Here is a 15,260-nt window from a genome sequence, read left to right on the forward strand (position 1 = left end):
AGTGATGCTGATGCTGCCGGCTGCCGTGCAGTTGTCTGTTGCGGCAAGTACTGCCGTAACTGGAATTTCCGATGGACATGAAACCGTTACATTCGCAGGTAAAGTTCCCGTGAATACAGGTTTAGCCGTATCTTCTATGGTGAAAACCGCCGTTGTTGAAGAAGCATTCCCACAAGCATCTGTTGCTGTGAAAATAACTTCTACACTTCCTGCACTACCGCAAGAAGCTACAAAGTTGGCAGCTGCATAATTGTTTGTCCATGTAACTCCGCCGCAGTTGTCTGTTGAAACGGAGCCTCCATGACTTGCAAGCCATGCGTTTAAAGCCGTTGTGTTACCAGATCCGTCACACTGTACCGTAATGCTTTGCGCATTGGTGGTTATGGCAGGTGCGGTTTGGTCGTTCACCGTTATTATCTGAGTATGGCTTGTCGTGTTACCACATACGTCGGTTGCCGTCCATACTCTGGTTAAAGTAAAGTTATTTGCACAAGTTCCTGCTGTGGTGGTCTCAACCAGTGTTACCGTTGCCGTACCACAGTTATCTGTTGCTGTTAATACTGCTGGTGCAGGTATTTCCGATGCGCAAGATACCGTTACTGCAGCTGCAGGTAATGAACCTACAAAGGTTGGTGCAACAGTATCGGTTACCGTTACCGTAGCCTGAACGGTAGATGCATTTCCACATGAATCTGTTGCTGTAAAGGTTACCAAAGCACTGCCCGTGTTGGCACATGCTCCCGTTAAACCATTATAGTTATGACTCCAGGTTATTGTTCCGCAAGCGTCGGTCGCAGTCGCGCCTCCATTGTTTTGAAGCCAGTTGGTTATCTGTGCATTCACATCGTTACCGCAAACAAGACTTAAGTTTGAAGCTGTAGTTACTACAGGAGCAACCTTGTCTGTTATCTTAAATTCTGCCTGATCAGCAGAGGTATTGCCGCATAAGTCGGTTGCAATAAAGTTAACGATGATAGTTTTAGATCCGCCACATGTTGTATTGGTGTCTTCTATCTGATAACTCAAGGCTACAGTACCGCAATTATCCGTTGCCACTGCACCTCCGTAAGATGCAAGCCATGCGTTGAACGCCGAAACGTTACCTGCTCCGTCACATTCTACCTCCTGATCTCCAGGTGCTGTTGTAAATACAGGTTTGGTTTTATCGTCTACCGTTATGGTCTGCGTGTGTACAGTTGTGTTGCCGCAGCTGTCTGCAGCTGTCCATGTTCTGGTCAGTACATATGCATTCGCACATGATCCCGATACCCTTGTCTCGTTAAAGGTAACTGTTGCAGTTCCGCAGTTATCCGTTGCAGTCAGTGTTACCGCTGATGGTACTTCTGTTGAACACGAATAAGTCGCGTTCACAGGTAATGTACCTACAAATACAGGTTTGGTTTTGTCTTCTACAGTGATTAACTGTACGTGCGTGGTAAAGTTACCGCACGCATCGGTCGCCGTATAAGTTCGTGTTACCTTGTAATTGTTCGCACAGCTTGGACTCACATCAGAAACAACATCGCTTACAGTGATGCTGATGCTGCCGGCTGCCGTGCAGTTGTCTGTTGCGGCAAGTACTGCCGTAACTGGAATTTCCGATGGACATGAAACCGTTACATTCGCAGGTAAAGTTCCCGTGAATACAGGTTTTTCTGTATCTGCTACCGTAATCTTTTGTACATGGCTAGCCGTATTTCCACAAGCATCCGTCGCAGTCCATGTTCTTGTACGAACATAGCTGCTTGTACAATTTCCGGCAACAGTGGTTTCGTTAAACACAACTGTGGCGCTACCACAGTTGTCTGTAGCAGTTACAGTTGGCACAGTTGGCAGCGCTGCCGAACAAGATATGGTTATATCTGCAGGTAAAATGCCATTAAATGTAGGTTTTACGGTATCTGTAACTGTTATAACCTGTGTATGTGAAATTGTGTTTCCACAAACATCAGTAGCAGTCCATACTCTGGTAAGCGTGTAACTGTTCGGACAAGAACCGTCTGTTCTTGTCTGATTCATTACAACAGTCGGCGTACCACAATTATCAGTAGCCGTTAAAGTTGCGGCTACAGGAACATTATCACAGCTAACTGTTATATTCGCAGGTAATGTACCTACAAAAACAGGAGCAATATTATCATTTACTGTAATTACCTGTGTATGCGTTACCGCATTTCCACAAGAATCTGTCGCTGTCCAGGTTCTTGTTATAGTTAATTTGTTTGCACAGGTTCCTGTAATTGTACTCTGTCCAAATGTTACTACTGCAGTACCGCAGTTATCAGTAGCTGTTAGAGCAGCAGCAGCAGGTATTGCAGATGCGCATGATACCGTTAGATCTTGTGGTAAAGCACCGTTGAACACAGGTGCTACATTATCGGTTATACGGACTGTGCGAGTACAAGTTGCCGTATTCCCCATAGCGTCTTTTACAGTGAAAGTTCTGGTAAATTCTCGATATCTGCCAGTAGCAGGACCGGCGCAGGTACCTATTGCACTATCAACATAGGTAGTGGTAGTAGGTCCGCATGAACTAACAATAGTTGGGTAATGAGCTTGAAGAGGTGGATAATTACTTGTTGAATTACTTCCGTTACAAGCAAAGTTTATAACCGCTGTCGGACAATTAGCAATTACTAATGTACAGCATATTGGCGCGGCACCCGTAACATTTAACGGAGTACAATTATTAGCATCTGTAAAAGTTACGTTATAAGGTGTTCCTGAACCTAAAATAGGGGTAGTTGCCGGAATTGCAGCAGACGTCCATACATTACCTGAAAAAGTACCCGGATAACCTGTTGACCCCGGATCAACTGTAAAGGGAGCTGTTCCAGTCAGTGTTACCTGTACCTGGTAAGTTTGATTGTTTACTGAACAAATTGTTGTAACCGAACCAGACAAGCTGTTGGTTTTTAGTGTTACCGTAATGGTACCAATATTACTTTTACACGTACCGTCTACTATAAATCTATTTACTGCATAGTAAGTTCTTCCATTTACTAACGGTGTATTTAAAGGTATGCGGTTTGCCGGAAGATCTGATGTTGCTTCCTGCAAATTTTCATACCAGTCTATATGAAATACATTTGTAGTAGCTGCAAAAGGAATGTCTGCCACAGTTGGTACACCTCCACTTACCGTCGGATTACAAATTACCGGTGACTGATTCGCAGGCACGATCGCCAATGCAGAATCCACAGGTAATTCCATAATCGTCGTATTCTCAAAAAGCACCTGATCAATCCCTGTATTAGAACAATTTGGGATAGGTGTACATGCAGCTACCGCAATATTCTGATAAACAGAAATTGTGATATCTCCAAAATTATGGTCACACTGTAATGCTGTTTGATTATTTAAAGTATATTTTAACGGAACATTTTCAAATTTAAGAGACTGCGACACTGCGATAGTCTGACCAGTCTTAATTTTATAAACGTATCCTCTGTTCGGATCCAAGCCAATGTAATCTACCTTTCCTGCAGGAAGCAGGTAAGTCGCAGGATTTCCTACAATACTCCAACCAGCAGGTAGTTTAAGAGCAACATTATAATCGGAAGTTACAACGTCATTCACATTAAATTGACCTGAGTTCACAATTTCCGCATTATAAACAGATCTTAAAACACCCCCGGTTGTAAGAACAGGATCTAATACAACACTGCTTGTGCCTACTTCCCTTAATTCTGGGAATGAGTCAGAACCGCCCGCTATAATCAACCTTCTGGTTGTTGCTGGAGTTATATTAGTTACCGCTGTTCCGCAACTGTTAGTTGCCGATGGTGTAGCAGTATGCTTACTACCACTTTTAAAGTCACAACTGTTCACCCTGAAGTAAATACGCACACTTACTCTTTGAGCAGAGTTTAACAGTACCGTATTAGGAAGCGTAATTTCCAATTCATTACTACCATTAATGGCTGTATTACTGCCATTAATGGTAGTAAATCCAGAGGCAGTGCCGCCGTTTGCGTTAAATACTGCACTATATTCAAATGAATCATCGAATACAAGTCCTGGAGCCGTGTTCAGTGGAATTTTTATTTTCAGGTTTCCAAGCTGGGTATCTCCACCATTATGTAATCTTACCGTATACCAAATTCTACCGCAAAGGTCTGGCTTAACCGTAGAATTTCCATTAAACTGATCAAAAAGTTCTGTCTGCAGTACATTTGCTATTGTTTTATGTGTAAGAACCTTGTCTGGTAATGTACATACCGATGTATTAATAGTTGCAGGATATGCATTTGAAACGCAATTATATCCTGAAGTAAGTGTTAGACTATTCACCGTACATCCAACAACAGAAGCTTTTATTAAATAAAACTTAGCACTGTTAGCACTGAAATCACCTAATTGATAAATATTTCCTACAGGCATAACTGTACTTCCTGAAACTGCTCCATATCCTGAAACTAGTTCTACGGAAGATATAGCAAGTACACCTGTTTTTTTAGCAAACCATACACTATTAAAGTCTCTTGTACCTGAAGCACCTACTCGTACCACCCAAGAAACTTGTGTACCGTCTGGGCTTAAAGTTCCTAAAAGACTGTTGTTAGATGTCTGCAGAGTCAGCGAACCTATACCTGTATTGTATGTCAGATTCTGCGAATTAGAATAAGGCGTTGTTAAGCCCGCACCATCTACAATGTTCCCGTTCATAACAACTTGAACGTTTTGCACCGCACCGGTATTTACTGGTTCACATGCAGAAACAGATACTGTAGGTGTCAATCTCAATTCAAAACCTTCATCTAAATAAGCTATGCCGTTACCTACGCCTAAAGTCTTTTCTGTAATATCAGTTAATGCTTGCGTAAGATTCAATGTATAGTTTCCGTTTGTTACATTTGTAACAGGTACATCAACAAAATTATTACTCCCCATCCAAGGCTGGTTTGCAACTGTTACCCTAATATTTGTAAGCGTTATATATGCCGGTACTTGGAAAACAGCATTTGTTGGTGCAAAAATTCTGCGATATTCCTGTTGGAAAATGGCATCCTGATTGTTGAATCCCAAGATACCCGCAGTAAAAATGACTGTATTTGTATTATTGCTGCAATTAACAAAATTTGCAGAAGCGCCTCTAAAACTATAATTAGTTGTTACGTAAAATCCTGTAGCAGTATATGTTCTACCGCATAGTATACCTTCTCCTGTACCATCAACCAGATAAGATTTTGCAGGGAACTGTTTTAAACCGGTTCCCGAATTTCCTGCCTTAATCTGTATGGACATTCGTATATTATCATTATTTAAAAACGAGCCTGCCGGCAAAACAAACTGCATTACATAGCTAGTAGCCGTTTCAGTAACTGTCGCATTCGATGTAATATTTACTCCGTTTCTAACTACTTTTCCTGATCCAGTAACCAATACTGCATTTACGCTTGGATCTTTTTCTACAACAAAACGAACCGTATTAAAACTGTTTGCCGTTGTATTTACAATAGTTGCATCCTGATAAACTTCAAGAATGTCACCTTTGTAAAAAGTTCTGAAATCTCCTGCAACACTGGGAGTACCAACTGCAGGTACACCAGATACGCTAACAGCATGACCAACTGTTAGTCTTTTAATGCCCGCAGGTCCGTTCTGCATACCGTCAGGGCAGGGACCTCCATCGCAATAACCTTTAAGATCGGTTTGATTGCAGCGAAAAACTACAGATGTACAGTCAACACCGTTGTTAACCTTTATAATTTCGCCACCTACACGGTACCATAAATTGTCAAGATTTGCAGGACAACTGAAACTCAGCGGAAACTGCATGCGTAAAAAAGATAAGTTTAGGCTGCCCGAAACCCAAGGGGCAGAGCCATAAGTAAATGTAACGGTATATTTTTTTGTACCTGCTATGTTTACTGCAGTTACACCATTAAATGAGAATCCTGCAGTATTAAGGTCTGCGGCCAGTTCCACGGTGATTACAAATTTATCCCCAATCTTCAGTTGCGTTGATGGAATTACCGTGTTCATAAACAGGTAATCAGCTGTATATGCCTGCCCTGCTACAATATCTACCTCCCCTATGTGCATTCCTCCGTAACTGTACGAAACTTCACTGCTTACAACTCTCCCCGTAGTAATAGGTGCACATGCACCCGTATATGTATAAGAAGCATTAAAGTAATTTTGTCCGGTGCCGAATTGTTCCGGTGCAGACAAACATGAAGCCGGCGTTCCGGTTGGAGCTCCGTAATATTGGAAAAAACTAACCACTGCATTTGCACCGCCAGCAATAGCAGGAAGCTGTATTTTAACAGTCTTTGGATTTGTACCCGGTGTAACAGTAAATACAGCAGGGTTACCATTTACAGTAATACCGCTGGTACTAATATATCCCAAAAGATCCTGTGTTCCAATTTCAAACTCTATAACACCGGTCGCAGCGCTTCCTGTATTGGTTACAGTCCACGTATTTTGTCCTAGACCATTAAAGCAGTTAATCACCGGTTGTGCAGCTGTTATACTAAGCTGTGGCGCATTCGGTGTATTTAGGTTAATTATATGGGTAGCCGTACTGTTTACAGCAGCATCCGTACATTTGGTTGAGCAACCATAAAAAACTTCATAATTTGTTGGTGTTAATGCACAACTAACTATTTGTACTTTTTCTTTAAATGAAAGCGTTTCCCCACTTTTAAACTTTAGATTGGCATTAGCGCCAGAGAAAATCAACTGATTTCCACTTACTGTAACTACCCACCCTAATGATGTAAGTGATGAGTAGTCATAAGATACCTGACTAAGCCCTCCTCCAAGTATGCGTTCAAATGTAAAAACGGGTAATTCCCCATTTCCCTGGTTCCGAATAGAAATGGTTCTTTCTACTACGTCATTTATATTTCCTATAATGGGATTTGGCGTTACATCTATCCTTAATACAGCATATCTAATATTTATGGTTTCGCTGCTTTTAGGTACAATAACACCTGTACATCCTTGCAAGGTATAGCTTACCGAAGGGTCTGTAATAGTAGAACTAATAGCACTGCAAAGTGCTTTCGCATTATAAGTTACCTCAATTTCCTGCGAAGCAGGTCCTGAGGGGATATTTACATCAACAGTAACTTCTTGAGTCGTCTGGCCCGATACAGTTGCCGGTACCCCGCCAACTTTCACAGAGCCGCTTTCCAATTCAAATCCGGTTGGAAGCTCTATTTTAAGCTTTCCGTTCGGGCAAGCAGTACTTCCCCTACCGATTTTAACAGTAAACTGCTGGTAGTCCGAACAGACATCAAGTACTGGAACAGCACTGTCTGTGACAAGTGTTTGCGCCTGCAAATGTCCTGTCTGCAACAATAGAAATGAAAAAAGCATTGCCAGTAACAGCATTCTGCAATTTTTCACTACAGCAGCAAACTGCATAAACGTAGTTTTACAATTCATAAAAAAGTATGTTTAATTAAGTATGTGATTCAAGATAAATTTTAAATTGTGGCTGATAAGAATCTAGCTGCTACAACATCATAAAAAGAGTACGTATCGCTTAAAAGTATCTTATCTACTAGTGCGGAAGTAGTGCTTTGCATCACTAATGACAAACGCAGTTTAGCACAGGTTTTGTCGGTAATTTTTACTGATGATCCATTTGAGATGGAATTGATCTTTAAATCTTTTTTTAATACACCAGATAGTAATTTTTCTTTACTTTTTTCACACGTTAATAAGTTTGTAGATGTTATAGGTCTTACCACACCAATACCTACTTGTGCACTTATTACTAAAAAAAATAGTACGCCCCCAAGCAATAATAATATTTTTTTCATATACAAAGATTCTATGGCTAAATTTTGAAACTTATCTAAAATGAATTTTTATTACGTTTCCTATTAACCAAATTTTAAAGTTGCTTTTCCTTTTATTAAAAGGATCCAGCTGTTTATGTTGCTAAATTTAAAAAATCACAATTCTAAATATTTTACCTTTTAGTTCCCCAATTGTAATTTTTTTACTATATTTATAATATGATACATGATAAACGATCGAAAGTATGTTTAAAATTTCGAATCTGTTTTTTAACAATACACTAAAAGTTGTGCAGTTTTTAAATATGTATAATTTTACGTGGCGAAATTCGTTATATATTTTATAACCTGCGCTTTATAAGTAGGTAGTTATAAGGTAGTATTTGATTAAATTTTGACTACCCATCGTGTAGCTCATATTTAAAAACCTCATTCACAACAACATACCACATGCTTTATTAAATTTTCTTAAATGTAAAAAACTGTTGAATTGGTATGTTGTAATTACTATTTTTGTTGAAAATAATTTTAATGAAAACCTTTACAGTTTTTATAGTACTGCTTTTCAGCACATTTATCTACGCACAAAAAACCCCGCTTGAATCTTTAAAAGAAAAAGTATTCCAATATAACCATGCGGAAAGATATGATTTATCGATAAAATTACTAACCGATTTTATAAGTGATGAAAAAAATTCTACCGACGATAAATACAATGCATACCTCATAAAATCTGATATTTACAAAAATCTTTTCAAATATCAGCATGCTCTTAAAAATCTTGAAGCAGCATTGCAACAGGGTAAAAAAGGATCCAATCGTGTAAATGCATTACAAGAAATTAAAGCTGAAAAAGCTTTTATTTACTTTGAAATGCAGGATTTTGAGAAAGCTAAACTGTTGATGGAAGAACTAGCACGCTCTGGATATAAAAATCTATCTAATAGATATTTGATTTTTATCTATGTGCAGGAGGGCTACTTCTTGCTTAAAGAAAAAAACTATACCGCAGCAGAAAAAAAATTGAATGATGCTGTAGAAATTGCGGAAGTAGATTATCGTGAAGATTTACCAATTATTTTAGGCAAGCAGATAGAACTTTATAATACTGTTCAAAACTACGAGAAAAGAGATCAATCATACAAAATGGGTATTGACATTGCCCAAAAGAATAAAAACTTGAAATACGAGTTTTATCTAAATGAAGTTTTCAAAAACGTTTTCAGTAATAATAATGATGCAAAAAATGCATTAATCTATCAGAAAAAATGCGACTCACTTTTCGCTCTTTACAATTCAAACAGTAACAGCAGCAAAATTGAAATTTTAGAGCAGGAAATTAAAAATAAGAATTTTGACGATATATTGGGAAAGAAACAGCAAATTCTTATCTATCTATTTTTATTCAGTATTTTATTAATACTAGTAGTTCTGTTTCTTTTAAAAAATTATAGGAAATACAAACGTCAGAAAACTACAGTTGAAAAACAAAACCAGATATATCAGGAAGAAATAGAAAGAATTAAAAAGTTGGCACAAAAAGATATATACGTAAAAAAAGAAATATCGTCATTTAACTTGACTGAGCGCCAATTGGAAATTATAAAACTTATACAAAGTGGTAAAAACAATAAAGAAATTGCATCGGAACTGTTCATATCTGAAAATACTGTAAAGTATCATCTAAAAATCATTTATACGATACTCCAAATAAAATACCGAAATGAGTTATCGAACTTTGTTGTAAACTAGAAAATAAATTTTAGCTTAATTTTTTCTAATGTATAAAAGACAAACAATTTAAAAGGTGATCTTTTCTTTTTCAATAAAATTTATATTAAACAAAAAACATGTACCTTTTAGCTTTAAATACTATCGAAAATATGCATAAAATTAAAATTTAAGAACAAATTTTTAAAATTTTCTCTTTAGAGAAAGGAACCTGATATTATCTTTTGTAGATTCAAGAATATGAAGATTTGAAAAAGCTTGAGTCAAAATGTACAAAACCTCTTAGGTAATTAAAATTTAAAGGAAACACAAAATTCTTTTGGTATTAAGGAGCCTCAATTGTAAAAACTATTGTCGCACTATAATTATCTGCAGGTATAGTAACAGAAATTCCATTAATCTTCAATTGAATAGGAATATTACTAATAGTTACTAAGTTTAAAATACCCGTTCCTCTAAATAATTCTGTACTTACTTGAGTAATAATTTTGTAAGCCGAGGTTCCAGATGGATTAAGGGAACATCCCACACATATAAGACCAAGGTTTCCATTACCTGTTTTTCTAGCCTCAATAGTAAGACTATTATGCCAATTATTAGGTGTGTAGTGAATTTTTACAGCTCTAACCCCAAGCAAAGCAGGTAGTTGCAAATTTATTTCAACTTGATTACTATTGCTTTCGTAAGATCCAGCGTAATTATTTCCAGCTTCAGTAATTGAAGGTATGTTAACAGTCCAATTGGTTCCGTTTATTTGATTCTGTGCCAACCCATTCCACATAATGAATAGGGTTATTTTTAAAAATAAGTTTCTTGATATATTACATTTAACAATCATATTAATCACTTATAGTATAGGTTATTGTAATTAGTTGGTTTGTTGTTTTAACAAGATCTGTATAATTGGTTATATCTGTTGAGATTGTAAGTTGGTGTCCGTTATTTGATCCGTTACCTGTATAAGCACCTCCGATAGCGTTAATGATGGTTTGAGGAGAAGTTGAAAGCGTTATTTGACCTGTAGATGTTCCTAACGAACCGCCACCGCCTACTGAATTTGCTGCCTGTAATCTTATCGAAATTCCAGGAAATAATTGATCTATTTGTGACGTTATAATTCGGTGAGGTGAAGTAGTAGCTTTCGCCGAGGTATAATTAATCCATTTGGTGGTGTTAACTGAGGGTTTGCTTATGGGCATTCCTGCTTCTGTAGGAGTCGTAAAATTAAAAGCTATAGTATTAATGTTAGGTTCAATATCTAATAGGGCTACTTCGGAAAGACTTAGTGTAATATTTCTATTGCCGGTGGTTTGTGCAAAAATATCATTTGTACCGCAAAATAACAGTAAAACAGTATTGTAAAATAAAATAGTACTATTATTCATTTTTTACTTTTTTAAAGTGTTATAACGCACCTTCATAGGTTTTTGCAAATACTTAATTTCTCTTTTGTGTTTTATAATTTCAACGGTAACCTCTTTTTCTTCTCCCGGTTCAAGGATAAAATTAAAAACATCTGCTTTTATATTCCAATGTTTACTCAATCCGTTGCGGTATATCTTTAGCTGCCAGTTTCCAGGTCTTAAATAAGTGAAATCAAAAGGTTTTTTTATATCACATATTTTTCTGTAAATATCATTTTCTGAAGTAATTTCTACAATAATATTTTCTTTATCAGTGCCTTGATTGTCGTATTCAAGAATAATTTGTCCTTTTATGCTGGCTGACTGCGTAATGCCGAAATTAAAATAATTTTCACCTTCTGTAACAGATATTTTCGCGGGGATACTAATATCGGTAATGTCATTAAAGCTTAAATTTTCCGGTGCTATTTCCAAAAAATAAGTATCTGGAATTATATTTTTAAAAGAAAAATTTCCACGCGCATCTGTAATGGCTGTCTGATGTCCTAAATGTAGCTTTATACCTGCTGTATTTGTATTACCTAAATTAGTGATATTTCCTTGGAGGGAACCGTATTCTTTTATTTTTTTAACGGGTATATTTAAATTTAAGGTATATTTTACCGATAAGGCAAAATCTTTATTTTGAATCTGTTGCTGGGATAAAGCATATCTAGATATTACATTTATCTCTTGTTTGGGAGAAATCTTATAATTTAAAGAAAGTTCAAAGAGGTTTCGGTCTGCATAATAATCCTCAATATAATAGGTGTTTTGATAAAAAGCAGATACGTTAATTTTACTTGAAATAAAGCTATTAACACGCCCGCCATATAAAAATAAATTTTGATTAGCTGTTTGATACCGGTTTAGCTGCGCATAACTTGTGTACAAGTTAATAGATGTTCCTTTTATATTATAACTGAAATCTGTTGTATAAATAGACGAATTTCCAGTTGTATTGGTCAAAAAATTAGTAGTCTCTGCAAAATAGGATTGAAAGTTAATTCCAAAAAAACCTATTTCATGATTAAGTTCTAAACGGCTGAATTTCTCTTTATAAAAGAACTGTTTTGGTTCCATACGGTCTTCGTACTTCTGAATACCATTATATATAGAAACAGTTCCTTTGCGCATGTATCTGTAACTTAAACCTAATTGTAGCCGTTCTCGGTAAGGAGCGGCACTGTAAAGCGTGTCACGTTCAAAATTCCGAGCATCTTTTTGGTAATTTACGTGAGCAGAAAATTTAGGAGAAAAACGGTAATTAATATGGGATGTAAAAAAACGAGTATTGGTAAAATACCCTGTAAAATTGGGTTTAGTATTAATATAGCTAGCACTTGCATTCAGTTTTTTTAAGTTTGCCTGACCCTGCAACTGCCATCCACTTCCTTTAGAGCTGTCGATGTTGCTCACTGAATATTCTGCCTGAAGGGTAACACTTTTAAAAACGGTAGCTTCTCCTGAAAGATATTGTAAATGACTCTCTTTAAGGTTTTGCATATGTTTTACCAAATAGCCGTATCGTATATTATTTTTTAAGTCAAAATTTATCTTAGCATACACATTTATCTCCTCTTTAATGTCTTTAAAAAAGCGGGGATTGTTATAAAAACCACCAATTTCTAATTTATTGATATTTTTACGCAGTTCAAATCCTCTTCCGTAACGGGCAAATTCGGTTAAAAATGAAGAAGAATAAACCTTGTCTCCTAAATGTACGAAAAAGTTATTCGAAGTGTAATTAATAAAATATTCTTCGTACTGCGAAAAGGCGGTCAGTCCAAACCGGTCTGGCCCAACAGCACGAAATTCAAGCTGTTTGGTATGTTGTTCATTAAAACTTCCTTTACCGTAAATTTCGCCCTGGAAGGCATCCTGAAAATCTTTATTACGTTCGCGGGCAATATATGTAGTTGAGATTTTAACAGGAAAACGAAGATAAACATCTTCATTAGCCTGAAAAGCTGGAATAACATCTGTTCTATAATACGCATATACGTCTTGTAATGAATCGTTTTTTGTAACAGCTGTAAGTTTTATAAGGTTTTGCGAGAGGTGGGACTGTTGGACGTTCGTGTGTTGATAAACGTTAACTTCTTCTGATTTTCCCGCAGGAATATGAACAATGGCACTCCCTTTGATAACAGCCCCCTTCGATGCTTTCAACATAACTTCTTCCATATCATTTCCCTCATTCTTAATAATAAATAAACTGCTAATGGTATTTCCGGCTTTCACATAATTGGATGAAGAAAGGCTGCTTATAGTTATTTTTCGTACATGGTTTACGTTTAAAAAAAAACTGTGGTTGGTGATTTGATTATTTGTTTTATTATTTATTGTAAGGTGAAAGTTGTGTTCACCTTTTGCAGAAAAAGAAGGTATATTAACAGGAATTATATGTATTTTAGTTTCGTTAGCAGTTAAATCAATATCGGAATGAGCTGATGCCAAAAGCCATTGTTCTGGGAGTTTGGTTTTCAGGGTTGCCATAACTTGGTAAGGATACGGATTACTGATTTTAAAAACCAATGAATGTACTTTGCCCGGACTAAAGAACTCTTTCTGATTTACAAGTTCAACAGAGAGCTCCTGGGCATTAAAAACAAAAGGAAAAACAATAAATAATAATTCAATTATTGTTTTATTCATCAGTAATATCTAATTCTATATTGATACCGAAAACCTGCTCTTCATGAGTAGCGGCAAGTATTACCGCGCTGTATTTACCAGGTGTAATGGTGCTAAGATCTATAGTAAAACGCTTCGCGTTATTAGGCAGCAAACTTAACCTGCTGCTTTTGTAATTACCTTTATGGTTACCGCTTTTATTGTCAAAAATTTCTATAGAACTTTCTACAGTGTGGTATAGCTGTCCTTGATTGGCAATGTCTATTTCTAAAATCCGCTTACCGTCTTGTTTTGCAAGGTTTATATTTTCAAAATTAAGCAAAGCATTTGCAGGCTTCTCATTTGTCGTAATTATTTGAATAGAATAGCGGATAACCGATTTTATCTGCACACCCGGTTTGTCATTGCTCGGTTTAATTTCATCAGTCGGTTCTACCATAATCACACTCCAAAAGCTACCGGCATCCATGTGGTCAGGAACAGTAATCTCATAAGAAATATTTGCTTTGCCGTTAGCTTCTAATTTTAATAAATTGGTATTTAATTTTATCCATTGCAAATTGCTGCGTTCGCTTGTTCCAAAATCGTTGTAATGCGATGTTCCGTTTGCATTGTAGCTGTAATCTTTTTGGTAAAGCTTTACACTTTTTGAAAATTCGGCGGTATTTTGTATGGTAATAATACCTTTGTAAACCATACTTTCTTTTACTTTATGGGTATGGGTTAAACCGTTGCTTATTACAATACTTGCGAAGGCACAATTATAGGCTAAGAAAACACTTATAAAAATGAATATTTTTTGTACAGACATGGTAAATGAAATTTTAAAATCATTCATTAATAAAAAAAAATATAGTATCTTAAATTATATAAAAGGTACTATATTCTTGTTTAGTCACAAAAGTTTAAGAAAAATTAATTTTCGACGATAGTGTAGGTAACTGTTACATTGTTTGTGTCAGCAAATAGATTGGCGTAGTTTGAAGTACCACTATCTACATCCAAAGAATACGTTAAATTATGACCATTATTAGCTCCTGTATTCGTATAAGATGCACCTATTGCTGTAATGATACTTTGATCGGTAGAAGTAAGTGTTATTGTACCTGCCGACAAACCTTTTGTTCCTCCTCCATTTCCAGCATCTGCTGCTGCTGACAAATTTATGTCTAATCCTGCAACTAAAGCATCTATTTTCACATCAACCCTTGCCGTTTCACCAGAAGCAGAAGGAATATAAGAATAGTTAAGCCACAAATTGGCATTATCTGTAGGAGGTGTTATAGGATTACCGGCTTCTGCAGGAGCTGTGAAATCCATTGTGATGTTTTTAGCTGCAGATGGTTCAATATCTACCAATAAAACAGTAGGTATTGTAATACCTATTGTATGCGCATCCTGATCATCATCCTGTGCCTGTACAGTTCCGCTAGTAATCGCTAAAAGAATCGCTGTTAAAAGTTTAATTGTTTTCATCGTTAAATGTATTAATTATGGTTATAAAATTGATTTGTACCTCTCGTCACTTCTATTTAAAAAGAAAATATTAAAACCCAAATAACATCTTGAATCGAAATTAAATACTTAATCTTCTTTTAATTGGATTTTTTCGTCATTATCTTCTCGACTATTTACCTCTCTGATAACCCTCATTACTTTCTCTTTAATACAAGGAGGAAGCGGTTTATTCAAAAGCTTTCGTATTTTTTTAAATTTACCCATAAGCAAA

The 15,260-nt window shown here is 36.4% G+C and carries 9 protein-coding genes; 1 reads left to right on the forward strand and 8 read right to left on the reverse strand.

The window, feature by feature from the left end; translation table 11 throughout:
* Nucleotides 1-7,401, reverse strand: a 7,401-nt coding sequence (locus F0460_RS15360) for an HYR-like domain-containing protein (RefSeq protein ID WP_450091341.1), incomplete at its 3' end; no start/stop codon positions are given.
* A 41-nt stretch (nt 7,402-7,442) separates the two neighbouring features.
* Nucleotides 7,443-7,781, reverse strand: a complete 339-nt coding sequence (locus F0460_RS15365) for a hypothetical protein (RefSeq protein ID WP_150014825.1) — start codon at nt 7,779-7,781, stop codon at nt 7,443-7,445.
* A gap of 510 nt (nt 7,782-8,291) precedes the next feature.
* Between F0460_RS15365 and F0460_RS16335 the strand changes: the two genes are divergently transcribed.
* Nucleotides 8,292-9,512, forward strand: a complete 1,221-nt coding sequence (locus tag F0460_RS16335) for a LuxR C-terminal-related transcriptional regulator (protein ID WP_223810835.1) — start codon at nt 8,292-8,294, stop codon at nt 9,510-9,512.
* Between the two features lie 304 nt (nt 9,513-9,816).
* On the opposite strand, the gene F0460_RS15375 is transcribed toward F0460_RS16335, so the two are convergent.
* From F0460_RS15375 to F0460_RS16250, 6 genes are all read right to left on the reverse strand, one after another.
* Nucleotides 9,817-10,329, reverse strand: coding sequence for a hypothetical protein (locus tag F0460_RS15375; protein ID WP_150014827.1), 513 nt, complete (start codon nt 10,327-10,329; stop codon nt 9,817-9,819).
* Between the two features lies 1 nt (nt 10,330).
* Entirely contained in the window at nt 10,331-10,876 is a 546-nt protein-coding gene (locus F0460_RS15380; RefSeq protein ID WP_223810836.1) for a hypothetical protein, read from the reverse strand.
* 3 nt (nt 10,877-10,879) lie between these two features.
* Complete coding sequence (locus tag F0460_RS15385) at nt 10,880-13,552, reverse strand: hypothetical protein (protein WP_150014829.1); 2,673 nt, start codon at nt 13,550-13,552, stop codon at nt 10,880-10,882.
* On the reverse strand, nt 13,545-14,342 hold the full coding sequence (locus tag F0460_RS15390) for a WxL protein host-binding domain-containing protein (protein ID WP_190304173.1): 798 nt from the start codon (nt 14,340-14,342) through the stop codon (nt 13,545-13,547). The genes F0460_RS15385 and F0460_RS15390 overlap by 8 nt, the downstream gene beginning before the upstream one ends.
* Before the next feature lie 104 nt (nt 14,343-14,446).
* The gene (locus F0460_RS15395; protein ID WP_150014833.1) at nt 14,447-15,007 is read right to left on the reverse strand and encodes a hypothetical protein; all 561 of its coding nucleotides are present in this window, start codon (nt 15,005-15,007) and stop codon (nt 14,447-14,449) included.
* Between the two features lie 108 nt (nt 15,008-15,115).
* Complete coding sequence (locus F0460_RS16250) at nt 15,116-15,253, reverse strand: hypothetical protein (RefSeq protein WP_190304174.1); 138 nt, start codon at nt 15,251-15,253, stop codon at nt 15,116-15,118.
* Nucleotides 15,254-15,260: the final 7 nt, after the last annotated feature.

The organism is Paenimyroides baculatum, from assembly GCF_008629655.1.
Taxonomy (GTDB): domain Bacteria; phylum Bacteroidota; class Bacteroidia; order Flavobacteriales; family Flavobacteriaceae; genus Flavobacterium; species Flavobacterium baculatum.